This is a genomic window from Rhizobium sp. K33 (genome assembly GCF_056501445.1).
In genome coordinates this window covers 124,890-151,561 of the sequence record NZ_CP096479.1, presented here as the reverse complement: position 1 = coordinate 151,561, position 26,672 = coordinate 124,890, and the positions used below count along the sequence as shown (strand labels likewise).

19 protein-coding genes are annotated in these 26,672 nt (G+C 56.6%); 7 read left to right on the top strand and 12 right to left on the bottom strand.

From position 1 onward, the window contains the following. The first annotated feature begins 64 nt into the window (after nucleotides 1-64). From M1E12_RS22715 to M1E12_RS22695, 5 genes are all read left to right on the top strand, one after another. Nucleotides 65-448, top strand: coding sequence for a hypothetical protein (locus tag M1E12_RS22715; RefSeq protein WP_479564984.1), 384 nt, complete (start codon nucleotides 65-67; stop codon nucleotides 446-448). A 124-nt stretch (nucleotides 449-572) separates the two neighbouring features. Further along, entirely contained in the window at nucleotides 573-977 is a 405-nt protein-coding gene (locus tag M1E12_RS22710) for a FixH family protein (RefSeq protein WP_479564983.1), read from the top strand. After that, nucleotides 974-2,401, top strand: coding sequence for an efflux RND transporter periplasmic adaptor subunit (locus M1E12_RS22705; RefSeq protein WP_479564982.1), 1,428 nt, complete (start codon nucleotides 974-976; stop codon nucleotides 2,399-2,401). Before M1E12_RS22710 ends, M1E12_RS22705 begins: the two co-directional genes overlap by 4 nt. Further along, nucleotides 2,398-5,568, top strand: a complete 3,171-nt coding sequence (locus M1E12_RS22700) for an efflux RND transporter permease subunit (RefSeq protein WP_479564981.1) — start codon at nucleotides 2,398-2,400, stop codon at nucleotides 5,566-5,568. Before M1E12_RS22705 ends, M1E12_RS22700 begins: the two co-directional genes overlap by 4 nt. A 276-nt stretch (nucleotides 5,569-5,844) precedes the next feature. Continuing rightward, nucleotides 5,845-9,990 carry a hybrid sensor histidine kinase/response regulator gene (locus M1E12_RS22695; RefSeq protein ID WP_479564980.1) on the top strand — a complete coding sequence of 1,382 codons (4,146 nt, stop codon included), beginning with the start codon at nucleotides 5,845-5,847 and terminating at the stop codon, nucleotides 9,988-9,990. A 43-nt stretch (nucleotides 9,991-10,033) separates the two neighbouring features. Here the strand turns inward: M1E12_RS22695 and M1E12_RS22690 are convergent, their stop codons facing one another. The 3 genes from M1E12_RS22690 to M1E12_RS22680 all read right to left on the bottom strand — a co-directional run bounded on the left by M1E12_RS22690 (nucleotide 10,034) and on the right by M1E12_RS22680 (nucleotide 12,681). Further along, complete coding sequence (locus M1E12_RS22690; protein WP_479564979.1) at nucleotides 10,034-11,236, bottom strand: EAL domain-containing response regulator; 1,203 nt, start codon at nucleotides 11,234-11,236, stop codon at nucleotides 10,034-10,036. A 637-nt stretch (nucleotides 11,237-11,873) separates the two neighbouring features. Next, nucleotides 11,874-12,257: a response regulator gene (locus M1E12_RS22685; protein ID WP_113378907.1), complete on the bottom strand. Its 384-nt coding sequence runs from the start codon at nucleotides 12,255-12,257 to the stop codon at nucleotides 11,874-11,876. Between the two features lie 4 nt (nucleotides 12,258-12,261). After that, entirely contained in the window at nucleotides 12,262-12,681 is a 420-nt protein-coding gene (locus M1E12_RS22680; RefSeq protein ID WP_113378906.1) for a PilZ domain-containing protein, read from the bottom strand. Between the two features lie 204 nt (nucleotides 12,682-12,885). Here M1E12_RS22680 and M1E12_RS22675 point away from each other — a divergent pair, with 204 nt between their 5' ends. After that, a complete protein-coding gene (locus tag M1E12_RS22675) occupies nucleotides 12,886-15,300 on the top strand; it encodes a hybrid sensor histidine kinase/response regulator (protein WP_479564978.1) in 2,415 nt (804 codons plus the stop codon). Nucleotides 15,301-15,331: 31 nt separating this feature from the next. Here the strand turns inward: M1E12_RS22675 and M1E12_RS22670 are convergent, their stop codons facing one another. Then, entirely contained in the window at nucleotides 15,332-16,024 is a 693-nt protein-coding gene (locus M1E12_RS22670) for a response regulator transcription factor (protein WP_479564977.1), read from the bottom strand. 83 nt (nucleotides 16,025-16,107) lie between these two features. Further along, nucleotides 16,108-18,414 (bottom strand): sensor domain-containing phosphodiesterase, encoded by a 2,307-nt coding sequence (locus M1E12_RS22665; protein WP_479564976.1) that lies wholly within the window; start codon nucleotides 18,412-18,414, stop codon nucleotides 16,108-16,110. A 225-nt stretch (nucleotides 18,415-18,639) separates the two neighbouring features. On the opposite strand from M1E12_RS22665, the gene M1E12_RS22660 reads away from it, so the two are divergent. Next, nucleotides 18,640-18,855: a CrpP-related protein gene (locus M1E12_RS22660; RefSeq protein WP_162750604.1), complete on the top strand. Its 216-nt coding sequence runs from the start codon at nucleotides 18,640-18,642 to the stop codon at nucleotides 18,853-18,855. A gap of 61 nt (nucleotides 18,856-18,916) precedes the next feature. On the opposite strand, the gene M1E12_RS22655 is transcribed toward M1E12_RS22660, so the two are convergent. The 7 genes from M1E12_RS22655 to M1E12_RS22625 all read right to left on the bottom strand — a co-directional run bounded on the left by M1E12_RS22655 (nucleotide 18,917) and on the right by M1E12_RS22625 (nucleotide 26,667). After that, the gene (locus M1E12_RS22655) at nucleotides 18,917-20,047 is read right to left on the bottom strand and encodes a site-specific integrase (RefSeq protein ID WP_479564975.1); all 1,131 of its coding nucleotides are present in this window, start codon (nucleotides 20,045-20,047) and stop codon (nucleotides 18,917-18,919) included. Next, on the bottom strand, nucleotides 20,044-20,292 hold the full coding sequence (locus M1E12_RS22650; RefSeq protein ID WP_479564974.1) for a type II toxin-antitoxin system Phd/YefM family antitoxin: 249 nt from the start codon (nucleotides 20,290-20,292) through the stop codon (nucleotides 20,044-20,046). The genes M1E12_RS22655 and M1E12_RS22650 overlap by 4 nt, the downstream gene beginning before the upstream one ends. Nucleotides 20,293-20,302: 10 nt before the next feature. After that, a complete protein-coding gene (locus M1E12_RS22645) occupies nucleotides 20,303-20,680 on the bottom strand; it encodes a type II toxin-antitoxin system VapC family toxin (protein ID WP_479564973.1) in 378 nt (125 codons plus the stop codon). Then, nucleotides 20,677-20,970, bottom strand: a complete 294-nt coding sequence (locus M1E12_RS22640) for a type II toxin-antitoxin system Phd/YefM family antitoxin (protein ID WP_479564972.1) — start codon at nucleotides 20,968-20,970, stop codon at nucleotides 20,677-20,679. The genes M1E12_RS22645 and M1E12_RS22640 overlap by 4 nt, the downstream gene beginning before the upstream one ends. A gap of 330 nt (nucleotides 20,971-21,300) precedes the next feature. After that, entirely contained in the window at nucleotides 21,301-22,974 is a 1,674-nt protein-coding gene (locus tag M1E12_RS22635; RefSeq protein WP_479564971.1) for an IS66 family transposase, read from the bottom strand. Nucleotides 22,975-23,145: 171 nt separating this feature from the next. Then, on the bottom strand, nucleotides 23,146-24,819 hold the full coding sequence (locus M1E12_RS22630; RefSeq protein WP_479564971.1) for an IS66 family transposase: 1,674 nt from the start codon (nucleotides 24,817-24,819) through the stop codon (nucleotides 23,146-23,148). A gap of 174 nt (nucleotides 24,820-24,993) precedes the next feature. After that, complete coding sequence (locus M1E12_RS22625) at nucleotides 24,994-26,667, bottom strand: IS66 family transposase (protein WP_479564971.1); 1,674 nt, start codon at nucleotides 26,665-26,667, stop codon at nucleotides 24,994-24,996. Nucleotides 26,668-26,672: the final 5 nt, after the last annotated feature.

Sequence of the window (26,672 nt, the reverse complement as noted above, 5' to 3'; positions counted from 1 at the left end):
TTGCGGGTAAATTCATGAGCCCAATTTTGCGTGAGCACCTTCCCCCGGGGAGCCAGCTGTGCGAATGAATATCATCATGGCAAAAATGTCTGTCCGCCCGATGCTGTTCGTGCTTGCCCTGCTCGGGATCGTCGTTGGTCCGATGAGCATTGGGCATGCAAGGAGCATCATGCGGGCCGCCGAAAACGGTTCAGCAATCGCGATGTCCATGATGGATATGTCTGCAGATATGCCGTGTTGCCCTGACGATATGCCGATCAAACCCGGCTCAGGCGGTAGCGCTTGTCCTTTGGCCCTTGTCTGCACCACGGTGATTGTCGCTAATCCAGAGTTTGAATCGATTTCGTCGATTAGTCCCCGCATGCATGGCAGCCCTCTCCTGAGTGCTTCTGATGCCGAACTGGCATCTTCTTTGGTCAGTCCTCCGGCACGACCTCCCAAAATCTGATCCTAAGGCATCGAGTTCAGGTCAACGTCTTCGGCAATGTGCAACGCGTTGCACGAGCGAAAGCGCTGACGATTCCTTTCGATTGATGACGCGGTCCCTGACCCGTCCGGATGAGACATGAAATATGAAAACGATAATTTTGAACGCGAGGGCAGGTCGCCTCGTGAGCGCATTCCTGTTCGGCTGGGCGACGGCCGCGTTGGCCGGAGCAGCAGACTACGAATTCCAGGCGGTGCAGACTGACATCAAGCAGGGAGTAGGTTCGACTGTCTCGGTGAGGCTGATCGACAAGCGAACTGGCAACGCCGTCCCTGACGCAGTCATCTTTGCGACGAGAATGGACATGGCTCCCGATGGCATGGAAACGATGACCACGACCGTGGAACCATCTGCCTCAGCGGAGCTTGGCGTCTATACCTTCACGACGAACCTCTCCATGGAAGGGGGGTGGCGTTTCCAGCTGGCGGCCAAGGTGCAAGGTGAAGCTGAAACGGTCACCGGTGAACTGATCCTCAAGGCGGTTCCATGACCGCCGGGCGCATCATCACCACTGTGTTTATTGCTGCTTTCGTCGGCGCCACAGGCTATTGGGCTGGGAAAAAAGATGTCGGAGCCGACTTGCTCCCCTCCCGTCGCCTGACCGTCGCGCCGACCGAGACGGTAACGCAGCCGGAAGGAACGGGTGCGGTGATCTATTTCCGCCACCCGGACGGGCTCCCACAATACGCCGCCCAGCCAAGGAACACTGACGATGGGCGGCCTTTTTTGGCTGTCCGAGCCAGCGAAGACTTCAGCCTCAGCGCGAGCGGCGCGATGGCGCCCGTAGTCGACGTGGCGTCCGCCACCGCCGAGCGAAAGATCCTCTACTACCGCAATCCCATGGGCTTGCCCGACACCTCCAAGGTCCCGAAGAAGGATTCCATGGGGATGGACTACCTGCCCGTCTATGACGGGGAGGCGAGCGACAGTACTTCGGTCACGGTTCCACTCGGCAAGTTGCAGCGCACGGGCGTGAAGACTGCCATTGCTGAATCGACCACCGTCAGCCGGAAAATCCGAGTGCCTGGCACAGTCATGCTTGACGAGCGCATGGTCAGCATCGTCGCTATGCGAGCGGATGCCTTTATCGAGGACGTTGCGGATGTAACGACTGGTGATCGCATCATCCAAGGCCAGGATCTCTTCCGATTCTATTCGAAAGAGATCGCGACCGTCGGCGCTGAGTATGCTGCAGAAATGCGCGCTGGGGCGAGGCCCAACCCGGACGAAGGCGTGGCACTTCGATTGAAGAACCTGGGCGTGCCAACAGAGGAGATCGCCCGCATCGCAGCTGAGCGGAAGGTGCCACAGAGCATAGCCTACACCGCTCCACGTGACGGGGTGATACTGGAACGCATGGCCGTGAGTGGCATGATGGCAGAGGCGGGTGATGTCCTGTTTCGGATTGCGGATGTGTCCAAGGTCTGGGTCATCGCCGACGTTCCCGAATATGAGCTGAACGCCGTTCGCCAAGGTGCGAGCGTATCCGTGAGTGTCCGCAACCTTCCCGGCACGACCTTCAAAGGCAGGGTCGATCTTATCTATCCAGAGGTCCAGATGGAGACGCGCACAACGAAGGTCAGGATCGAGCTTCCCAATTCTGATGGCCAACTCATGTTCAACATGTATGCGGAAGTCGAGATCGAGGCCGGGGCAGCAGAAGCCGTCATTGCGGTTCCCAACAGTGCAGTCATCGATACGGGCGACCGTCAGATCCTCTTTGTTGACAGGGGGGGCGGGAGGTTCGAGCCGATGGACGTCGTTCTGGGCGTCCGCGGTGAGGATCTGACGGAAATCACGGAAGGTATTGCAGCCGGCGACCGCGTTGTCGTTTCCGCCAACTTCCTTCTTGACGCCGAAAGCAATCTGAATGCAGCCTTGAGCGCATTGGCAGGTGCCGAGGTGACACCATGATTGCCAAGGTGATCGCCTGGTCAGCCCGAAACCTCGTTCTCATCTTCATCGGTGCGGCGCTCTCCATTGCTGGAGGCGTTTACGCGCTTCGCACGCTACCCCTCGATGCTATTCCCGACCTCTCCGACGTCCAGGTCATCGTCTTCACCGACTATCCAGGTCAGGCGCCGCAAGTCGTGGAGGATCAGGTTACCTATCCCCTCACTACCTCCATGCTGACCGTCCCTAAGTCAAAGGTTGTGCGTGGTTTCTCGTTCTTTGGCGTATCATTCGTCTACGTGATTTTCGAAGACGGAACCGACCCCTATTGGGCGCGCAGCCGTGTGCTGGAGTATCTGAACGTCGCAGCCGCCCGCCTGCCTGATGGTATCACCCCGAGCCTCGGCCCGGACGCAACGGGCGTGGGCTGGGTCTACCAGTATGCCGTGGTCGCCAAGGAGCTGTCGCTCGCGGAGCTGCGCTCGCTTCAGGACTGGGTGGTGCGTTTCGCTGTCTCCAGGTCTGAAGGTGTGGCGGAGGTCGCAAGCGTCGGCGGTTTCGTCAAGCAATACTCCATCGTCGTCGACCCCGCACGGCTGAAGTCGCAGAACGTCTCCCTGTCCGACATTGCCGACGCGGTGAGGTCGAGCAACCGGGACGTTGGCGGGCGAACGATCGAGCTTGCCGAGTTCGAGTTCATGGTTCGCAGCAAAGGTTACCTGCAGGGCATCAAGGACATTGAGAGCATCGTCCTCAAGACGGCGTCCGGCACCCCGCTGCGCCTTTCGGACGTTGCCAGGGTAGAGCTGGTCCCCGATGAACGCCGAGGCATTACCGAACTGAATGGCGAAGGCGAGGTCGTGAGCGGGATTGTCCTGCAGCGGGACGGGGCAAACGCCCTGACCGTCATCGACAATACTAAGAAAAGCCTCGCGGCAGTCGAGACCAGTCTGCCTGCGGGTACTGAAATCGTACCGGTCTACGACCGCTCGCAACTCATTGAAGCGGCGATCGAAACCCTGAAAGTTACTTTGATCGAGGAATCAATTGTTGTTGCGCTTGTGACGATTGCCTTCCTGTTGCACGTCCGCAGTGCGCTGGTGGCGATCATCATGCTGCCGATTGGTATCCTGATGGCATTCGTGGCCATGCGAGCGCTGGGTCTTGGTGCCAACATCATGAGCCTTGGTGGCATCGCAATCGCCATTGGCGCAATGATTGACGCTGCCATCGTCATGATCGAGAACGCTCACAAGCATCTGGAGCGTGCTCCCCCGGATAAACCGCGAAGCGAAGTCCTGATCGAAGCGGCAAGCGAGGTTGGTCCGGCGCTGTTTTTTAGCCTGCTAATCATCACCGTTTCCTTCCTGCCGGTCTTCACGCTGGAAGCGCAGGAGGGCCGCCTGTTCGGTCCGCTTGCCTTCACCAAGACCTTTGCGATGGCAGCAGCCGCGCTGCTCTCAATCACGCTTGTGCCAGCATTGATGATCCTCTTCGTGCGCGGCCGCATCGTTCCAGAACGCAAGAACCCGCTCAACCGTCTTCTGATCTGGATCTATCGTCCGGTCATTGCCGGCGTCCTCAAGGCCAAGACTTTGACTATTGTCGCGGCCATCGCAATTCTGGCCGGAACAGTATGGCCGGTTCAGCAGATTGGCAGCGAGTTCATGCCGGATCTCGATGAAGGCACGTTGATGTATATGCCAACGACACTGCCAGGCCTCTCGGTGACGAAAGCCGCTGAGCTGATGCAGATACAGGACCGCATCATCAAGTCGTTCCCCGAAGTGGAGACTGTGTTCGGCAAAGCGGGCAGAGCATTGACCGCAACCGATCCCGCTCCGATGGAAATGTTCGAGACCATCATCACTTTGAGACCCAAGACCGAATGGCGGCCGGGTGTCACCACCGACAGCCTCAAGCAGGAAATGGATGCGGCGCTTCAGTTCCCTGGCGTCTCGAATGCCTGGACCATGCCGATCAGGGCTCGCATCGACATGCTTTCGACTGGCATCAGGACACCCGTAGGCGTGAAGGTCTACGGCACAGACCTCAATGAGATGGAGAAGGTGGCGCGCGACATTGAGACAGTCCTCAAGACAGTGCCGGGAACCTCAAGCGCCTATGCTGAGCGCGTCATAGGAGGGTACTATCTTGATGTAATCCCCGATCGCATCGCCTTGGGTCGCTATGGTCTTGCAATTGATGACGTTCAGGATGTCATTGCAATTGCTCTGGGCTCGGAGGTTGTAACATCTACCGTCGAAGGGCGGGAGCGCTATGGCGTTGCTATCCGCTACCCAAGGGCTTTCCGCAGTGATCCGCAGTCCATCGCCCGTGACGTCCAGATCTCCTTGCCAGGAGGCGGCACAATTCCGCTTGGCGAAGTGGCGGAGGTCAAGCTTACGCGCGGGGCGACAAGCATCAGGACCGAGAACGGCCAGCTTGCCATCTACATCTTTGTCGACATCGCCAACCGCGATCTCGGCGGCTATGTCGCTGACGCCCAGGCTGCCGTGGCGGCGAGTGTCGAGATGCCCGCTGGCTATTCAGTCGCATGGAGCGGTCAGTATGAATATCTCGAAAGGGCAAGGGACCGACTGATCATTGTCGTCCCGCTGACGCTCGCCTTGATCTTCCTGCTGCTTTACCTGAACTTCAAGGCCTTGATCGAGACGATGATCGTCATGCTGTCTTTGCCGTTCGCTCTGGTCGGCGGCATCTGGATGATGTGGTGGCTTGGCTTCAACGCTTCGGTCGCAGTCGCCGTGGGCTTCATAGCTCTGGCCGGTGTCGCTGCCGAGACAGGGGTTATCATGCTCGTTTACCTCGACCATGCTCTACGGGACGAGAAGGCGAAATGCCTGGTTGAAGGCAGACCATTTGCAAAGGAAGACCTTGATAAAGCGATTATGGTCGGAGCCGTCGAACGAGTGCGGCCCAAAGTGATGACGGTCGTCGCAATTATGGCGGGCTTGCTCCCGATCCTTTGGAGCACGGGTGCTGGATCGGAGATAATGCAGCGGATAGCTGTGCCAATGATCGGCGGAATGGTATCATCAACAATCTTGACACTGGTCGTGATCCCGGCGGTCTACGGAACAATCAAGGGCTGGGGTTTGCTAGGCGGTTCGGAGATGACGCTTTTAAGCTCCTCGCTCCGGCGGTTAGAAGGACAAAGGCCATGATGAATGATGCAATGGGTAGTGGGATGATGTGGGGAATGGGCATCGGAAGTCTTGTTGGGATCGTCCTGATCGTCCTTCTTGCAGCCGCGCTGGTGAAATACCTGTTTTTCAGATGAGACTGTGCGAACAATGGGAATTCAAAGTCTAAGCAACTGTGTTGCTCAGAATGGCAAAAAGGCACCCAAAACCGGTAATATTTGAAGATTTGTTTCCATGTTAATCTGTGCCGAAGGAGTGAGGCCTACCGTCGTTTTTTTCTGATTCAATAATTTCGTCGTGCCGTTGGTCGAAATTATCTGGCTGGCCGTAAGGGTGGCGTCGAAGAATCACTGGCGTCCGCGTCGGCATAATGGGGAATTTTTCTTCAGCATTTCTTGGGAAAGTTCGCTCGACATTGACACGTACCTATTCGAGAAGACACAAGAAATCGCTTTACTGCCTGATCAGCTCTTTGGGGATCCTAAGTTGAAATTGCCTCTCATTTCTCGCGCATCCTTGGACGCCTACAACGTTCTCTCGGTTCCTGTGTGGGTGTTCTCGGTGGATACTCTTCGTATCCTGAGCGCTAACGCGGCAGCCTGCGATTGGACAGGATATGACGAGAAGACCCTTCAGGCCATGACCATCGCCGATCTGCGCCCTGAAGGAGAACGGGACAGGATAGTTTATCGGGTTCGGCAGTTTAGAGGACCGAGCTCAGAAGCGGGAACCTGGACCATCGTTTCGAAATCAGGCGACACATACAGTGCCTCGTTTACCTGGAGCCGAGTCACCTTCGAAGGTGTTGAGGCCATCGTCGCGAGCATTCGTGATGTTACGCAAATTGCTAGGGCTGAAGCGATTGCTGCTACATTGAGCGAGGAGAACGAGACGCTGCGCCTGCGGGCTAACTTGTCTGCGACCCAGCTTTCTTTGCTGTTTGACAGTCTTCCAGGTAAGCTGCTTGTACTTACGCCTCGCGAATACTGCATAGTCGCAGCAACTGATGAATACGCTCAGTCCGTTATGGTGGACCGCGACATATTGCTCGGCGGGCACCTTTTTGAGCTATTTCCTGATGATCCGACTGAAGCCGACGCTGACGGAACTAGGAACCTTCGTGCGTCCTTGCGACGTGTTGAGGCGTTACGCGTCACGGATGTGATGAACGTACAACGCTATCCCGTGCGCCAGCCTGATGGTAGATTCCAGGTGCGCTTCTGGCTTCCTCGCAACAAGCCAATTTTGAACGCAGATGGCGACCTGATCTACATTGTCCATCGCGTAGAGGATGTCACGGATATCTTTGCAGCGTCGAACCCGCAGCTTGAAGACAGGGAGGACGCAAACGGACGTGAACCTTCGGGGGTATCAGAGGCTCACGCGACGATCATCACATTACGGGAGCGCGAAGTCCGCCTCAAGACCGCAGAGAAGCTTTTGGATTTAGGGGCCTGGGAGTACGACTTCGAACGCGGTGCATTAAACTGGTCGGATAGGGTGTTCGACATCTACGGCGCTCCTCGCGATCGGGGGGCGCCAGATTTTGATGATTACGTGGCCCTCGTTCATCCCGATGACCGGAGCGCAATGGTCGCAACCTACACGGATTTCTTTGAGAGCGGCACACCTGAAATCGAATTTCAGCATCGAATAGTTCGTGCTGACGGGGGAATTACATATGTGCGCGGTGTCGGGGCACGACATCATGTCGACGGTCGGGAAATTGTTGTTGGCTTCGTCCAGGACATCAGTGCGATCAAATTGACGGAAGCAGAACTGCAGCGCCAGGCCCGTCGCCGTCGACGGGCTGGCCGTCTGGCACGCCTCGGGAGCTGGAGCCTCGACTTGAATGGAACGCATGTCACCTGGTGTGAGGAGACCGCCCTGATCCATGACGAGCCAGAGGGCTTCTCTCCAACTGTAGAGCAGGGGATTTCCTACTACCTACCCGAATACCGGGAGCGTATTCGACTTTGTGTTGAGGCATGCGCCAATGAAGGCCGGCCCTTCAATGAGACGATGCAAATCGAAACCGCCAAAGGGCGGCGGGTTTGGGTTCGCGCCCTCGGCGAACCGATTCACGACGACACAGGCAAGGTCATTGCAATTGAGGGTGCGTTTCAAGATATCACCGACCTGATTGCAGTTCAGGACGAGGCAAGCAATTTGTCGGAGCGCCTGCGTCGAACATTTGAAGGCATGAATGATGCCTTTTTCCTTCTCGATGATGCATGGCATTTCGCCTTTATCAATTCGACCGCCGAATCCTTACTGCAAAGGACGCGGAACGAGCTCATCGGCAAATCGGTTTGGGATGAGTTTCCAGAGGCTGTCGGAAGTGCATTCGACACGAATTACAAGCGCGCGGTTGTCGACAAGGTTACCGTTAGGTTCGAAGAGTACTTCGCGCCATTAACAAGTTGGTTTGAGGTAACAGCGGACCCGACGCCTGGGGGGCTTGCAGTCTATTTCCGGGATATCACACAGCAACGTGCACAAGGCGCACAGCTACGCCTACTTGAAGCAGCTGTTTCGCGCCAGAACGACATCCTGTTGATCACTGAGGCAGAACCAATTGACGCTCAGGGCGGAGGACCAAAGATCGTCTACGTGAACGACGCCTTCGAGAGGCGTACCGGTTTTTCACGCGAAGAGGTCCTAGGCCAGACGCCTCGAATGCTACAGGGTCCCAAAACCCAGCGGAAGGAACTCGACCGTATCAGGCAAGCATTGGAGACTTGGCAGCCGGTACGTGCTGAGCTCATCAATTACACGAAGTCTGGCAAGGAATTTTGGCTGGAGCTGGACATTGTGCCGCTCGCCAATGAGGTGGGGTGGTTTACTCATTGGATCGCCGTGGAGCGGGACATCACGGAGCGCAAACAGACAGAACTCTCTCTGCGAATCAATGAAGAACGCTTTCGTTTGGTGAGCAAAGCAGTGGGGAGTGCGATCTGGGACTGGGATGTTGAAAGCGATACGCACTGGTGGAGTGAAGGGTTGGAAGACATCTTTGGACACCCGGTAGGTCCATATGGAACAATGCAAACAGCGTGGCGATGGCATGTTCACCCTGAGGATCTGGCAGGTGTTGATATAGCTACCGAGCGGCTGGTTTCCGGCATGGATACCCGTCTAAGATTGCAGTATCGCTTTCAGCGCGCTGACGGTACCTGGGCGTTCGTGGAAGATAACGCGTTCGCGATGCAGAATGACGAAGGTGGCGTAATCCGTGTCCTTGGATCCTTGACCGATATTTCGGAGCACAAATTGCTCGAAGACAGGCTGCGCCAGGCGCAAAAAATGGAAGCGGTCGGCCAGATGACCGGGGGAGTCGCCCATGATTTCAACAACCTGCTGACCGTCATTCTTGGTAATTCTGAGATTCTGGAGAGTGAACTCAATGAGATGCCTGAATTGCAGAGGCTGGCCAAGATGTCCCTTGATGCCGCCGAGCGTGGGGCAGAACTTACCCGTCGCCTGTTGGCGTTTTCTCGCAAGCAGGCGTTGGAACCCAAGGTCCTAGATGTCGCGCAACTTGTACAGGGGCTCGAAGACCTTCTACGTCGTACACTTCCCGAGAACGTTGATATCGAGATTATTAGATCGGGTGGTCTCTGGAAAATCGAGGCGGACGCGCCGCAACTCGAGTCCGCCCTTCTAAACTTGGCGTTCAATGCCCGCGATGCGATGCCTGAAGGAGGTAGTCTGACCATCGAGATGGCCAATGCGATGCTCGATGCTGATTACACTGCCATGGAACCCGATATCAGGCCCGGACAGTATGTTGTGATCGTCGTGACCGATACGGGCATCGGAATGGCGCCAGAGACACTCGAACGGGTGTTTGAACCATTCTTCACAACCAAGGAGGTGGGGAAAGGCTCGGGATTGGGCCTGAGTATGGTGTTCGGGTTTGTCAAACAATCCGGTGGGCATATTCGGATCTATTCGGAGCTTGGTGAGGGAACCGCGGTCAAGATGTACTTTCCGCGCTGTGTGGCAAATCAGGGGATTGGTGTGACAAATAGGGCGGAGCGCAAGATAGATGGAGGCGGTGAAACAATTCTGGTTGTTGAAGACGATCATGCTGTACGTGGGTATGTGATCGCTCAGCTTCAGAGATTGGGATACAAGACCCTCTCGGCGTCAACGGGAGCCGTCGCCATGCAAATTTTGGCGCGAACTTCAGAAAATATCGATCTGCTATTCACCGATGTGGTGATGCCCGGCGGTGTGGGCGGGCGGGAGCTAGCGAACGCCGCGCGAGAACTACGGCCGAGTTTGAGGGTGCTATTCACATCTGGTTATACAGAAAACTCCATTGTCCATCACGGAAGACTGGATCAAGGCGTGAAGCTGCTTAGCAAGCCGTATCGACGCGACCAACTTGCCGCGAAAATTCGCGAAGCACTGGACGATACGGTTGCCGAAAGTTGACCTGAAAATTGCCTGGTTGCGATGAGCCGCTGCGCTACAAGGTCTATGCTCCGTTTAGCCGCTTGAGAGACCACTCTCGCGCATCTGAATCCGGCATAGGCTTGCCGATATGATATCCTTGCGCATATTCGCAGCCAAGCAGCGCTGCCAGTTCCAGGGTCGATGAGTTCTCTACGCCTTCGATTGTGGTAGACATCTCCATGGATCTCGCGATTCCCACCAAATGACGCACAAGTTGTTGGGCGCGAGGCGCTTGGCAAATGTCTCGCGCAAACTGTCTGTCGATTTTGAGTTCATTGAAAGGAATGCGAACAAGCCGCTCCAGCGAGGACACTCCAGTGCCGAAATCGTCAATGGACAATCTAAACCCGTCCATTCTTAAGCGCGTCAGCATATCAATCTGGGGCTGCAAGATTTCAGACGGGCCAGCCTCTGTCAGTTCAATTGTTATTCTGTCATTTTCTACGTGATGTTCAGACAGCACATCCTGCAGTGTCCGGGCGAAATTCGCGTCAGAGCAAACATGCATGGGCACATTTATCGCCATCGTTAGATGGGGTTTACCAATCGAGCTCAGGAACACAAGCGACTTCTGTAAAATTTCTTCAATAAATTCTAGATCTAGCCCTGCCGTGGTAAGGAGTGGAATGAAGCTTGTGGGCGGAATGATGCTACCATCAGGCTGCTGCCACCGAGCAAGAGCCTCGAAGCCAGTAATGGTTCGATCGCGTAACCGTATCTTAGGTTGAAAGTATGGTACTATTCGTCCATGTCTCAACGCGTCCGTCAACGCCTCAATGCTGATATCATGCGGAGCAACGTTACTTTTGGTCGTGAGTCCGGTTTTCAGGCCAGACTGAGCTTCCGACAAGAGCTTTGCCAGCTCGGATCGCCGCACCGGCTTGGTTAGTACACCTATGACGTGGAGGCCGTTTGCTTGCGCCGCTTGGCGTGCCGCCCCCAATACGCTCAGGTCGAAGCCGCTCACCAATATCACCTGAGCATTCGATCTGGATCCCAGTTCGTGCAGGACGTCCAGCCCGTCTCTTTGCGGCATTTTAAGATCGATGATCGAAACGTCAGGCGGATCTTTCTCCCACTGACGGAAAAAGCTTTCTGCACTGTCCGATGTTCGCGCTATTCCTCCGAGTGATCCGACAAGATTTGCTATCGTCGCCGCCACATCATTCTGATCATCAAGCACCAAGACTGACGGATAGCCGGATTGTTTCTTCAGGTCTGACATTTACCACAATTGTTGCTAAAGTTGAGACAAAATACAGGTTTCGCGCCTGAGACCTTGCAGGTCAGTCATATCGTACACTAATAGTGTTACCCGAAAATTAGATCTGCCGGATTCTATGTTCTGAGGGCAGTCTCTCTTTCGCGGAACACGCCATTTCCCAGTAAAATTTCGACAATGATTCGCTCCTGATTGTCGGTGACAGCATGAAATGCCTGGAGCTAGCTGCACGTCAAGCCGAGCTTTGCTATCTCCATCTTCCGTGTCATCTCCTATCGCCACCGAGCACCCAGTGTGCATTGCAGAACAAGGCTGCCGCGCATACCTCACTGAGGCGGCTGAGATACCGTAGCTGCCAGCCCGAAATGGTGCGGCATCGAGATAGGCTTTACCGACGAATGGAACACAGTTCAGCCCGGCGCTAACCCATCATCCCATCTGCCCTGCGTCTTACCCGGTAGAGGTCTTTCGCTGGACAGGTCGCAGTGGATCGCATCAGCGTTGTACGCCTTCCTGCCATGCATGCAGATACTATCTCGCCGGTTCCGCCAACTCATTATGGCTTGACTGGCCAAAATCAAAACTCGAGGTGAGCCGCACTTATTCAATCACTTCGCCCATCTCAACGGCGTTGTCCGGCTCAACTGCCGTCTCGCACAGGCTCGGCGTACCCAATGGGCTGAAACAACCGAGATATGGTGTCGATCAGATGCTCCTGCGAATAAGGCTTGGCGATATACGCGTTATATCCTCCCCGAGCTGGCAGCATTTCTTGCTGTATTGCAGTTGCTATTATAATTGGCGCCGAAAAACCCCCTGCCCGCAACTGAGTTATCAACTCCAGGCCTGTCATTATCGGCATCTGGACGTCAGTTATGACGATATCCGGTGCGGTTTTCGTTGCAATATCGAATCCTTCTTGTCCATCGCGAGCCACAGTGACTTCAAAGCCAGAATCTTCGAGCGATATGCATGTCAATATTGCTAGAAGACTTTCGTCCTCTACTAAGAGGATGTGTGTCATGAATTTATTCCGCAGCTATTGCCGTGCCGACTGGCGTGATATCGATCTCGTTTTTCAGTAAACCTTTCAGGCTGAACAGCGGCGCCATTGGAAGGGATAGCAGTGCAAAAGCTTCAACCAGGCGCAGTGGCTGCTCTTTTATAAATTCCACCGCATATTCTTGGCCTTCACGACGTATTGTAACGCATCCGATGGCGTAGTCGAACTTGCCGATCACGATGTAAAAATAATCGGGGAGCTCGGGGATCGTCACCCTCATGCGACAGCCGCCTTGGGAAATGTCGATCAAGACCGCACGACTGGACTGGCTCATCTTTTGGCTTACGCGGCGATAAACGAGGTGGACAACTGCGTTGCACTTAAACCTTTCGTATGATCGGCGTTCTGCTCCAGACACGGCCTTCCATAGATAGTTTTTGTTCATCCCTTCGGCATCCTCAGCATGTGTCGGATGAGGGTGCCGCATTTTACGCAATGAGAGGTTAGCAGCATGTATAAATTAGTATAATGTGATTTTAGTCGATTTATCTCATTCTTCGATTTGGCAAAAAAGAGAAACGAGTTGCCTATAGGCAATGGTCACAGGAATTCAGTACCGTACATGAGTGGCTTCGTGTGGAGGTAAAAAATGCATAACTTAGAATTGTTACGCGGGACGGAATGGACGGCAACCCCCCTTGGGGAATTTTCCAGTTGGCCGACAGAGGTGCGCGTCCTGGTGGAGACAATTATGCGCTCCACGTTTCCGATGTGTCTGGCCTTGGGGCCAAACTACACTCAAGTTTACAATGATGGCTATAACCTCATATACGGGGACAAGCATCCTGCTTCCTTTGGTGCGCCGGCAGTCGAAAGCTGGCCAGAAATCTGGCCATTCCTCGAGCCGGCACTTGTGCACGTTACTACAACGCACGAGCCGCAAGAGTTCACCAATTACCTGCTGCCGCTACGGCGATTCAAGGGTGAGCTCCAAGAGTGCTATTTCGACTTCTGCTACAGCCCCGTCGTGTCAGCTGATGGCTCCGTGCTGGGCATCCTTTCGATCGCAACCGAAACGACGCTGCACGCCATTGCCGAAAGACGAAACGCCTTGCTTAACATGACGGTGGAAGGAGGGCAGGAAGGACCTTCGCCTATCAGCGCGAAGCTACAGGAGCTACTAGCTCAAAATGAGCTTGACGCTAAGGCGGCGTTTATTTCGAACAACCGTGGCCACACTGGGCAGCTGGAGTGGAGGAAGGCGCTGGAGCCGACAGATGCATCCAGTTTGCTCGATTTTGTCGTCAGGCATCGCGAAGGCAAAAGTTGCGGCGTCATACAACTGGATGGTTATTTCAGTCGAGATGGCCATGCAGAACACGTGGCATTTGTGAAGTTCGTTTCTGTTGGTGGCAGGGAAACAAAGACACTCGTCCTGTGGCCCTCTGAACTTGTTACCGAAGAGAGCTCGTTGGATTTGGTTCTTCGTTTGGAACCGCGGCTGCGATCACTCTCGACACAACTCGCAACGATGAGCTTGCTCAAAGAGGAGCTGGGGGAGAAAGACTTTTTCTACCGTTTCCTTTTTGAGAATAGCGTCGACGGCGTTGTTTACACGGCGACCAGCAACGATGGCCTGGATCTCGAGACTATCATCGCAGCCAACAAGCCGGCCTGCGATCTGCTGGGATATTCTCAGCAGGAGATGGTAGGAATGAGTCGCGAGGCATTGTTCTTTGCCAGAGACGAAACGTTGGAATATGCAATAGCGCAGCGAGCTAGAGAAAGTACCTTCAAAGGAGAGTTGACCTTCAAAGACAAGTGTGGACGACCTGTCGAGATTGAAGTGACGTCTATTTTGTTTAGTTTGAATTCCGGTGAACGCCGATCGATATCTGTTTTACGTAACATATCTGAAAAACTACGTGTAGAACGTGATATGGCTGAACGTACTCGGCTTGAGACTATTGCCCGGATGACTGGCGGGGTCTCCCATGATTTCAACAATCTCCTGATGGTAATCCTCAGCGCTGCCGAGCATTTGGATGCCACGCTCACCAATCCGGCAGACAAAGAGGTCGTCGACGACATTATCACTGCTTCTAGCCGAGCGGCCAGCCTAACCTCGCAACTTGTGGCATATGCGCGGCGGCAGAACCTGAACCCGTCCCGAATCGACATGAACGCAGCAATCCGCGAGATCAAGAGGCTATTGGCGGGTAGTGTGCCGGAGGGTATCCGTTTGCACTACTCCTTTTGCCCCAAAAAGCAGTTTTGCGATGTGGATGTACCCGGCTTGACGTCAGCTTTGGCGAACCTCGTCAGAAATGCCAGCGACGCCATGCAGGGAAGAGGGCGTATCGATATCAAGATTCGTCCTCTCAAGGTCCTGGAGCCTGAAAGTGCTTGGCTGCCTGCGGGAGAATACGTCGGAGTTTCTGTCACCGATAACGGTATTGGAGTTGCTGCTGAAATTGTGGAGAGGGTGTTCGAGCCATACTTTACCACAAAGCAAAACCGTGGCGGTTCCGGGCTGGGCCTGTCGATGGTCCAGGGCTTCGCGCGACAGTCTGGTGGCGACGTTAAATTATCCCGGGCCGAACCTAATGGTACAACTCTAACTCTCATTCTACCGCGGGCTGCCTCCGATCTGCGAAGGAAGGAAATTGACGCGCACAACCCGAATGAAACTTTCTTGGGGACCGGTGGCCCCGTTCTCGTCGTCGACGACGATCCTGACGTGCGACGCCAGATCGGACGTATCTTGAATTCGCTTGACTCGCAGGTTGTCGAGGCAGACTCGGCTGAGACGGCGATCGAAATGCTAGCAGCGCGCCCTCGGCTCGTGATTACAGACCTGGTTATGCCAGGCACTAGATCTGGAATAGATGTGATTAAAGCTGCGAGCCAATGCGAGCCCCCAATTCCTGCTATTCTGATAAGCGGTTATACCGATAATCATCTTCGGGAGAGCGACAGGGCTGTTGCCACGCATTTCCTGGCGAAACCATTCACTCGTAAGAATTTCATCCGAACGATGCGGAAAGTGTTGAATATGAATTAGTGGCTTGAAGGTTGCCACCTTTCCGGTCCTTTCACGCTGACGGTCGCAGGACAAAACGGTAACCCAAACCGCGAACTGTCTCGATCACTTCTTCCTCGACAAACTGGCTAAATATGTTGCGCAGCCTTGCGATGTAAATGTCGACCGTCTTGTCATTCGGGCGGTAGGTTCGAAGACATGCTGTTTCACACAGGTGTTGCCTGCTGAAGGCCCTGCCAACGTGGCTGGTAAGCTGAAACAGAAGTCGGAACTCGAGATCCGTCAAGCGCCATCGCCCCTGCGCCGTTCTCAAGGACTTGGATGTCAAGTCGAATTGGAAATTGCCGAAATCGATAACTTCAGATGGCTTCAACTGCCCGTGGAGCCGGTTGACTGCTCGCGCAACTCGGGCCTGAAGCTCTCGGATCGAGAACGGCTTCATGAGGTAGTCGTCTGCTCCAATGTCAATCGTGCTCGCACGTGTCTCTGGACTTCCAGCTCCGGAAATCACCACAGCTGGCATGTCTGATCGAGATCGCAGCTCACTGATCAGCTGAATGGCGTTTCCGTCCGGCAGGTTCATGTCAAGAATAACAGCGTCGTATTCGTAAATACGTGAGCTCGCGAGAATCCTAGAACATCTAGAGTAGGTTGCAACGATGTCAAATTCGTCCGACGCTACAGGCCAATCACGGACAATTGCCCTAGAAACCAGGACCTCGTCCTCAACGATAAGTATTTTCATCGTAAAGTTCCCCTGAGGTCAGTTTGACTTTTGTCAGATCAAGTTCCAAGGAGCTTAGATTCGAATGTATGGCAAGTGATTTTTTAAGAGGCCATGTCCAAGCTGAAGGCGGCGCCTCTCCCCAATGAAGCAAGAGATCTGTTTTCCCGAACGTACTCACCAATAGTTTCTGGCGGGCTCGGGCGGTGAAAGAGGTAGCCTTGGCCGTAGTCACAGCCAAGTGCCTTGAGCATCGTGTACTGTTCTTCGGTTTCGATGCCCTCTGCTACGACTTCGATTGACAGGGAATGGGCCAGGTCGCAGACGGACTTGATAAAGCCGGCCGCTCTATGCTCTATCAGAAGCCGACTAACGAAGGACCGGTCCAGCTTGATCGCCTGAACGGGGAAATCCAGCAGATGGGTCAACGACGCGAACCCGGTCCCGAAGTCGTCGAACGAAAGCCGAACGCCATGTTGTGTGAAGTTCTTGCAGGTTTCTAACACCGCCTCCACGTCACGCCCGAGGAATACATCCTCCGTCACCTCTATCTCTATTGCGGACGCAGGCAGCCCGCGTCGCTCCAGTTCTTCGATCAGAGTGGAAGCAAACTTCTGGTCGCGGAACTGGTGATGGCCCACATTGATTGAGATGGGCGAGCAGCAGCCTCCCTCTCTCATCCAAGTGACTGCCTGCGTAAGCGCTTCGTTCATGACGAAAGTTGCGATTTCCGCGGAGAGGAGCGGATCGTCCAAGGCAGGCCGAAAAGCTTCTGGTGTTATGACCCTGCCGTCCGGAGGACACCAGCGCAGCAGCGCTTCGTAACCGGCATGGCTGCCGTCGGCCAAAAGAAGTTTCTCCTGATAAAAGAGACGCATCTCGTGGTTTCGCAGCGCATGCCGTACCTCGCCGAGGATGCGGCAACTCCGGTCGGCCTCCTCCTTCATGCGGGCCTCGAAGTGCTGGTACCGGTTTCTCCCTCCACTCTTTGCCTGATACAGGGCCAGATCTGCCTGGGCCATCAGTTCTTCTGGGCTGGTGTCAGTGTCCGGCTTGTGTATCGTAACGCCCGCAGAAACCGTCACCTGGATGCTTTGCTCACGGATGGTCACGGGAAATGTCAGCATTGTGCAAATATAGTCCAGACAGCGATCAAGCTGCGGACTGTCCAGTTCCGTCGGCAGAATGATCGCGAATTCATCGCCGGCCACGCGCGAAGCATAGATCCTCCAGTCCGGAGGGAGCGAGCATAAACCGTTGGCGACCTGCTTGAGGCACGCATCGCCAGCTGCGTGACCAAATGTATCGTTGATGGTCTTGAAGCTGTCTAGATCCAGAAGGACGAAGGCGAAAGCCGCCTCGCTCGCCTGCAATCTTTGCAGTTCCTGGATCAGACTGCGGCGATTAGCCAGACCGGTTAGCCCGTCAAGCGTCGCGAGGTCATTCAGGCGCTCCTGTGAACGACGCTCTTGGGTGATGTCCTGCACCAGTCCTGAGCGATACGGGAGGCCGGCGCTGATCTCGGTCTTGCCCAACACGCGGATCCACTTCTCCCCGTTGGGCGTGCAGATCTTGCCTTCAAAATGGAACGAGGAACCAGAGATTAAGAAGTGACTAAGGGCCTGTTTCCAACTTTCCCATCCGTCGTCTGTGAGCAAGTCGGCCATGGTGTCGACGTCCACGTCCGAGTGCGGATCGATGCCGAAGATCTGATAAGTCTCGGATCCCCAGACGATGTTATCCCTGACCGGGTCGTACTCCCAAGACCCGATGGCGGCAATTTCGGAGGCGTAGCCCAAAAGGTCCTGCTTGCGCTTGAGCTGCTGCTCCCGTGTTTCACCAGCAGAGCGCTCCCTTGCGAGTTCTTCACTGAGTTTAACTTGCTCTTTTGTTTGATGAAATTGGCTTAGAAGGTTTGAGACCACCTTGCCCATTTCTTTGAGAAGTTCAGCGTCTTTATTGCTGAGTGCGCGTGGTTTGGTGTCGACGATGCACAGCGTTCCGAGGTGTCGCTGATCGTCAAGTCCAACAGGAACGCCGGCATAGAATCTGGTGTAAGGTGCTCCTGTTACGAGCGGATTTTGGGCAAAGCGGGTGTCGAGCGTCGCGTCTTCAACGACCAGCACATCATCCTGCAAGATTGTGTAGTTGCAGAAGGCGACTTCCCGAGGCGCCTCGGTCATCTGCCATCCGGTAATGGCCTTGAACCATTCGCGATGTTCGTCGACCATTGCAACGAAGGCGATGGGCACGTCAAACAGTATGCCGGTCAGCTTGACTATAATCTCGAAATTGACGTCTGGCGGGCTATCAAGGAGTCCGAGTGTTTGCAGTGCTGTCAGGCGGTCTGCCTCGTCTGCCTTGGTCGGGTACAGTGCCGTTTGGCCATCGTGCTGTAGTTGATGAAGCATCGTGTCACCTGTTCACTCAAGAACTACCCAAGTGCCACGGCGCGCTTACTTTCGGGTTTCAGCTTGGTTAAATACGGTAAAATCAGGGTGAGGGGTGCATGCAAAAAATCTCCATGACTAGAATTTTGCGCCGGGCTAGATTCATGACGAATCATTTATGATTCAAGTATCAACCTGAAAAGCCTGAGGTTGATGCACTGGCTGATGAAGATCATGAGGATCGCTATGGCATCAGAGATTGAGACTTTGCTGGACTGGCAAACCCGTGGCATGAGCGCGCGAAAAGCGGGTATTCCAAAGGGTGCGAACCCCCTTTCGCACACGGAGCCTGCACACAACGGCTTTTGTTTCGTGCAGTGGCAGTTGAAATTCGACGCCTGGTTGTTTGGCTGGTCCATTGAAGACAGCTTTGCTGCAGAAGACACGCATATGGCAGCTTGACGCCGTGCGGCTCCAGCTTCTCAAGTGATGACGGATTGTGGCTTGCTTGCTTAGGCCGCTGTCAGTCGAGAATTCGTGTCGCACGACCGCTGCGTCTCTGAGCATTGTTGTAGTAGCTCGACGCCTGCTGGACAGATCGGTGGCGGGACTGTTCCATTGCTTCTGGGAGGGGAATGCCGCGATTGGCAGCTTCAGTCAGATAGCCGGAGCGCAGGCCATGAGCCGAAAACTCCGTCGGATCTAGCCCGGCCATTTCTGCCCTGTGCTTGAGAATGTCATTGATGGCTTTCGGGTCCAGCGGCCGGCGCGAAACATTCCCCCACCTGTCAATGGCCCTAAAGACACTGCCCTTGTCGATTTTTGCAACCGCAAGCCACGCGTTCAGCGCATCGACGGGCCGCCCGCTAAGGTAGACGACTTCATCGTTGTCGGGGCCGCTGGTCTTAGTGCGGCCGAGATGAATGGAAAGAGAGGGCAGGGGAGAGGCCCCGTCAATATGAATCGGCTCTTCCGGCTGCAGCTGCTCGAACCTGAGACCTGCGATCTCACTGCGGCGACGGCCGCCGGATCCAAAGGCGACCATCAGGATCGCCCGGTCTCTGGCATCACGTAAGCTGCCCGTCCTGCAGGTCGCGATCAGTCTGGACAGAATATCTCCAGTGACGGCTTTGGCGCTTTTCCGCCTTCTTGGCCGCGGCGTCGCACGCACGGCCAGTCGGATTGCAGACTTGAGGGCGGGGGAACCGAAAAAGCCGTCCAGCCCACGCCATTTCGTCAGCGTCGACCAGGTCGCGAGCCGCCGCCGCACGGTGTCAGGCGCATGAGGGCCTGGCGATCGTAGCAATCCCTGAATGCGGAGCTTCTGCTCGACGTCAGCTGGCATGCCGTGATCCGGATCATGAAGACGCCTTTCCGCATCCCAGAGATGATTGGCGACGAACTTGAGAAGCAGTGCTTCAGGTGCGGGCCAAGGCAGCGAGCGGCCGGTGGTAGCCAGCGACCAAGCCTGTAGATATGCAAGATCAGAGGTGAGGGCTCGAAGGGTATTATCGCCCATGCCCTCGTTGACCAGGTGACGCAGCGTCTCGATATCCTGGTCGGTCAGAAGCTCAGCCAGTTCGTCACGGCGCTCCATCGGCAAGACTGCGGCGATGGTGTCGAGATCCTGGACGCGGCGATCAACCGAACTCATTTGGGCAGGCCGTGTTCATCGTAAAAATCGGAACGGTCGGGGGTTGTGCCGGGCAGCACAGTTTTGCGACCCTCCTCCGCCAGAGAAAGGAAATCCTCATCAGGTGTGATCTTCCGCGCAATCGGCGTGAGCATCGCGATGGGTCTTTTGTCTCGGCAGATCACGATCTCATCGTCACGACATGCCAGGTCAATCAACTCCTCGAGCCGTTCTGCCGCTTCCCTTACGTCAACGAGAATTTTCAAAGCTTGCTCCTCACCAGACCCTCTCCTGCAGCACGGCATCAAAAACCACGTCCGTCGAGATCAGTGCGCAATGCTCGAGCCGTGTCTGCGCAGCGAGGATCCGGTCCCATGGGTCCCGGTGCTCCCAGTCGAAGGCCGCCGCAAGTTCTGCATGCAAGTCACTGATGGCGAGAGTCTGGAAGCCGCTGGAGGTGATAGCGGCGCGCAATTCCTGCGGCTTGAGATCAAGCTTCTTCAGCCGCATCTTGTTGTCGAGTTCATAGAAGGAGACGGCGCTGACGAGAACGGCATTATGCTTGTCTTCGATCAGGGAGCGCGCATTCGGTGAAAGTCGTGCACTACCAATCGTCCACCAATAGACTGCATGGCTGTCGAGAAGAAGCTTCACGAGCTCTTGTCCCCGTTGCCCGCTTCACCTTGGAAGATCCCGAGGTCGTCGTTCCAGTCGCCGGCATCGATTGCGGCCTGCTCAGGATCATGCTCGTCAAACAGGTCGTCCGGAAGACCCCGCCGCGCCAGAAGCCCGAAAGGTCTCTTGCCGGCGGGATCTGCCGGACCGATCCGGGCATAAATCTCATTACCGCGCATGATGATGATCTCTTCGCCCTGATTGGCGCGATCGAGGACCTCAGCGAAGTTCTTGCGCGCCTCGCTGATCTTGTAGTGCGTTTGAGGCATTGCTGGCTCCGGTTTTGCGCTTCGAGGGCAGATTATCATCGAAATCGAAGCGTACAACAAGCATGTACTCATAGCGTCCGATAAGGGCTACTTATCGGGGGTGAGCCGTGGCCTAAAGCATTCTATAAGGTGGCGAACTCAAATGTAGAGATAGATTTCGCTTAACGAATCATTTACCATAATTTCAATGTCTTACGATCTCGCCAAATTGCCCATCCAGAGCCTGCTGCGGGTAAGCGGGGCTAATCCGGTGGCAATGGCGAGAAAATCTGCAGTTTCGGGGGCTTGGGCGCGCTGCCAGGACCGGCTGCTGAGAGGGCAGGGTGCTCGTCAGGGACGCGCCGCAACCAGGGAGGCGAGCGGGGCAATAGGATGATCTTTGTCGCTGATCCCCAGCCGATCACCCAGATAGTGCCAGAACGACAGGCCGAGCTTCTGGCAGGTCTTAGAAAGGCCCAGCATGCTGTCGCGCGCTTGGCGTCCGTTTCTACTGACCGTGCCCCCGGAAATCTTCCGCTTGATGACGAAGCCGCGCAGATCGCGCTCCGACGCATTGGTGTGAAGCGGGATCTCCGGCCGCTCCAGAACCCGCAGCAATTCCGGCTTGCGGCGCCTGAGGCGAAACAGCAGTTTGTCGAGATCGCCATAGCCGGTGCGAATGGAGAAAATCCGGTCGAAGCGAGCCCGCAGGCCCTTGGCCATAGCTGGGTCAGGCCTTCGTCGATAGGCTTTGAGAGCCTTGTAGAAGTGCCAGATGAGCTCGCGCAGGGTCTCGACGTGCTTCACCTGGCCGGGCGTGGCCGGCATCAGTTTCTGCAGCAGCCGTTCGGCATGGACCCAACACAGCGCGTGTGTACCGACCCGAAACTGCCCGGCATCGTCGGAGACGATCACCGCGTTTCCAACGAGGCCATGATGGCGGATGGCGCCCCATATGCCGGCCTCCGCAAATGGCCGAAGCGTCTCCGTATCGAAGATGTCGATACCATGTTCGGCGAGATGCTGGAGGAAGGGCACCCGGTTGGCAAACCTCAGCGGTTCATGGGTGTTCAACCGGGCAGCAAGGGCAGGGTCGACCTGGCGGTCTTCCAGCAGCGCGAAAGCGGCGTCGTTGAGAACATAGTCCTGATAATTACCGCGCAGCAGGGCGAGGAAGTTCAGACGCGATTTCGAGGACGCCGTGCGGAAGGCTGTGAAATACTCGCCACCGATATGCGTCGTATGAAAATTGCGGTTGGCGTGACGGGCACCGGTGTCGTCGACCGTCACGTAGGGCGCCGAGACGAGGCCGGCATGCAGCACGGCGGCATCCTCGGCATGAAAGCCATCCAGCCTTTCTGTCAGGAACCGCACCACCTGGCGCTTGGAGATCTCGACACCGACGTCGTTGAGCAAGGTCGTCATTCGCTGCGTCGTGACCTGCCCATGCGCATGCAGCATCAGACAAAACCGCCGCAGGTTGGGTCCAAAGCCACCTCTTATCCCCGCAGGCAGCTGTGCTGTGATGGTCTCTCCCTCTGGCGTCACCCAGCACTCCCGCCGGTAACGAACCACCTCGACGCTGAGCACCAGATCCCGGACGAAGCAGTCTTTGTAGCCCTTGAAGCGCGATCCGGGCGGTACACTGGCAGGCAGCACCTCTTCACGCGTCACCCGCTTCGTGTCGTTCTTCGGCCCTCGCGGCCGGGGTGCGGGATCCTTGCCCGAGAGTGGCTTGTCACCCGTTGCTTTCTCCATGCCCGACGGTCTGAAGGGTGGGCGGGGCGGCAGATTTTTCAGGCGCGCAATCTCGTCGCGCAGAAGCTGGTTGTCGATCTTCAGCCGGGTGTTTTCCAGCCTGAGCTGATCGTTCTCATCGCGAAGTCTTTGGTTTTCAGCTTCGAGCTTCTCAATTCGGGCGTCTGCCCGATCAGCCCGCTCCACCAGACCGGTCACGAGCTCTCGCAGCGCCTTCAGCGACAGCGTGTCGGCATGCTCGGCCATGGGCAGGCGGCGCTTCGTCATAACGGGAGTGAATCATGAATTACCGGAAACAGGAATCCCTCGTGCCACCGGATTTGCTCCAGGTACTGCTGCGGTAAGCGGGGCTAATCCGGTGGCAATGGCGAGAAAATCTGCAGTTTCGGGGGCTTGGGCGCGCTGCCAGGACCGGCTGCTGAGAGGGCAGGGTGCTCGTCAGGGACGCGCCGCAACCAGGGAGGCGAGCGGGGCAATAGGATGATCTTTGTCGCTGATCCCCAGCCGATCACCCAGATAGTGCCAGAACGACAGGCCGAGCTTCTGGCAGGTCTTAGAAAGGCCCAGCATGCTGTCGCGCGCTTGGCGTCCGTTTCTACTGACCGTGCCCCCGGAAATCTTCCGCTTGATGACGAAGCCGCGCAGATCGCGCTCCGACGCATTGGTGTGAAGCGGGATCTCCGGCCGCTCCAGAACCCGCAGCAATTCCGGCTTGCGGCGCCTGAGGCGAAACAGCAGTTTGTCGAGATCGCCATAGCCGGTGCGAATGGAGAAAATCCGGTCGAAGCGAGCCCGCAGGCCCTTGGCCATAGCTGGGTCAGGCCTTCGTCGATAGGCTTTGAGAGCCTTGTAGAAGTGCCAGATGAGCTCGCGCAGGGTCTCGACGTGCTTCACCTGGCCGGGCGTGGCCGGCATCAGTTTCTGCAGCAGCCGTTCGGCATGGACCCAACACAGCGCGTGTGTACCGACCCGAAACTGCCCGGCATCGTCGGAGACGATCACCGCGTTTCCAACGAGGCCATGATGGCGGATGGCGCCCCATATGCCGGCCTCCGCAAATGGCCGAAGCGTCTCCGTATCGAAGATGTCGATACCATGTTCGGCGAGATGCTGGAGGAAGGGCACCCGGTTGGCAAACCTCAGCGGTTCATGGGTGTTCAACCGGGCAGCAAGGGCAGGGTCGACCTGGCGGTCTTCCAGCAGCGCGAAAGCGGCGTCGTTGAGAACATAGTCCTGATAATTACCGCGCAGCAGGGCGAGGAAGTTCAGACGCGATTTCGAGGACGCCGTGCGGAAGGCTGTGAAATACTCGCCACCGATATGCGTCGTATGAAAATTGCGGTTGGCGTGACGGGCACCGGTGTCGTCGACCGTCACGTAGGGCGCCGAGACGAGGCCGGCATGCAGCACGGCGGCATCCTCGGCATGAAAGCCATCCAGCCTTTCTGTCAGGAACCGCACCACCTGGCGCTTGGAGATCTCGACACCGACGTCGTTGAGCAAGGTCGTCATTCGCTGCGTCGTGACCTGCCCATGCGCATGCAGCATCAGACAAAACCGCCGCAGGTTGGGTCCAAAGCCACCTCTTATCCCCGCAGGCAGCTGTGCTGTGATGGTCTCTCCCTCTGGCGTCACCCAGCACTCCCGCCGGTAACGAACCACCTCGACGCTGAGCACCAGATCCCGGACGAAGCAGTCTTTGTAGCCCTTGAAGCGCGATCCGGGCGGTACACTGGCAGGCAGCACCTCTTCACGCGTCACCCGCTTCGTGTCGTTCTTCGGCCCTCGCGGCCGGGGTGCGGGATCCTTGCCCGAGAGTGGCTTGTCACCCGTTGCTTTCTCCATGCCCGACGGTCTGAAGGGTGGGCGGGGCGGCAGATTTTTCAGGCGCGCAATCTCGTCGCGCAGAAGCTGGTTGTCGATCTTCAGCCGGGTGTTTTCCAGCCTGAGCTGATCGTTCTCATCGCGAAGTCTTTGGTTTTCAGCTTCGAGCTTCTCAATTCGGGCGTCTGCCCGATCAGCCCGCTCCACCAGACCGGTCACGAGCTCTCGCAGCGCCTTCAGCGACAGCGTGTCGGCATGCTCGGCCATGGGCAGGCGGCGCTTCGTCATAACGGGAGTGAATCATGAATTACCGGAAACAGGAATCCCTCGTGCCACCGGATTTGCTCCAGGTACCTGCTGCGGGGTAAGCGGGGCTAATCCGGTGGCAATGGCGAGAAAATCTGCAGTTTCGGGGGCTTGGGCGCGCTGCCAGGACCGGCTGCTGAGAGGGCAGGGTGCTCGTCAGGGACGCGCCGCAACCAGGGAGGCGAGCGGGGCAATAGGATGATCTTTGTCGCTGATCCCCAGCCGATCACCCAGATAGTGCCAGAACGACAGGCCGAGCTTCTGGCAGGTCTTAGAAAGGCCCAGCATGCTGTCGCGCGCTTGGCGTCCGTTTCTACTGACCGTGCCCCCGGAAATCTTCCGCTTGATGACGAAGCCGCGCAGATCGCGCTCCGACGCATTGGTGTGAAGCGGGATCTCCGGCCGCTCCAGAACCCGCAGCAATTCCGGCTTGCGGCGCCTGAGGCGAAACAGCAGTTTGTCGAGATCGCCATAGCCGGTGCGAATGGAGAAAATCCGGTCGAAGCGAGCCCGCAGGCCCTTGGCCATAGCTGGGTCAGGCCTTCGTCGATAGGCTTTGAGAGCCTTGTAGAAGTGCCAGATGAGCTCGCGCAGGGTCTCGACGTGCTTCACCTGGCCGGGCGTGGCCGGCATCAGTTTCTGCAGCAGCCGTTCGGCATGGACCCAACACAGCGCGTGTGTACCGACCCGAAACTGCCCGGCATCGTCGGAGACGATCACCGCGTTTCCAACGAGGCCATGATGGCGGATGGCGCCCCATATGCCGGCCTCCGCAAATGGCCGAAGCGTCTCCGTATCGAAGATGTCGATACCATGTTCGGCGAGATGCTGGAGGAAGGGCACCCGGTTGGCAAACCTCAGCGGTTCATGGGTGTTCAACCGGGCAGCAAGGGCAGGGTCGACCTGGCGGTCTTCCAGCAGCGCGAAAGCGGCGTCGTTGAGAACATAGTCCTGATAATTACCGCGCAGCAGGGCGAGGAAGTTCAGACGCGATTTCGAGGACGCCGTGCGGAAGGCTGTGAAATACTCGCCACCGATATGCGTCGTATGAAAATTGCGGTTGGCGTGACGGGCACCGGTGTCGTCGACCGTCACGTAGGGCGCCGAGACGAGGCCGGCATGCAGCACGGCGGCATCCTCGGCATGAAAGCCATCCAGCCTTTCTGTCAGGAACCGCACCACCTGGCGCTTGGAGATCTCGACACCGACGTCGTTGAGCAAGGTCGTCATTCGCTGCGTCGTGACCTGCCCATGCGCATGCAGCATCAGACAAAACCGCCGCAGGTTGGGTCCAAAGCCACCTCTTATCCCCGCAGGCAGCTGTGCTGTGATGGTCTCTCCCTCTGGCGTCACCCAGCACTCCCGCCGGTAACGAACCACCTCGACGCTGAGCACCAGATCCCGGACGAAGCAGTCTTTGTAGCCCTTGAAGCGCGATCCGGGCGGTACACTGGCAGGCAGCACCTCTTCACGCGTCACCCGCTTCGTGTCGTTCTTCGGCCCTCGCGGCCGGGGTGCGGGATCCTTGCCCGAGAGTGGCTTGTCACCCGTTGCTTTCTCCATGCCCGACGGTCTGAAGGGTGGGCGGGGCGGCAGATTTTTCAGGCGCGCAATCTCGTCGCGCAGAAGCTGGTTGTCGATCTTCAGCCGGGTGTTTTCCAGCCTGAGCTGATCGTTCTCATCGCGAAGTCTTTGGTTTTCAGCTTCGAGCTTCTCAATTCGGGCGTCTGCCCGATCAGCCCGCTCCACCAGACCGGTCACGAGCTCTCGCAGCGCCTTCAGCGACAGCGTGTCGGCATGCTCGGCCATGGGCAGGCGGCGCTTCGTCATAACGG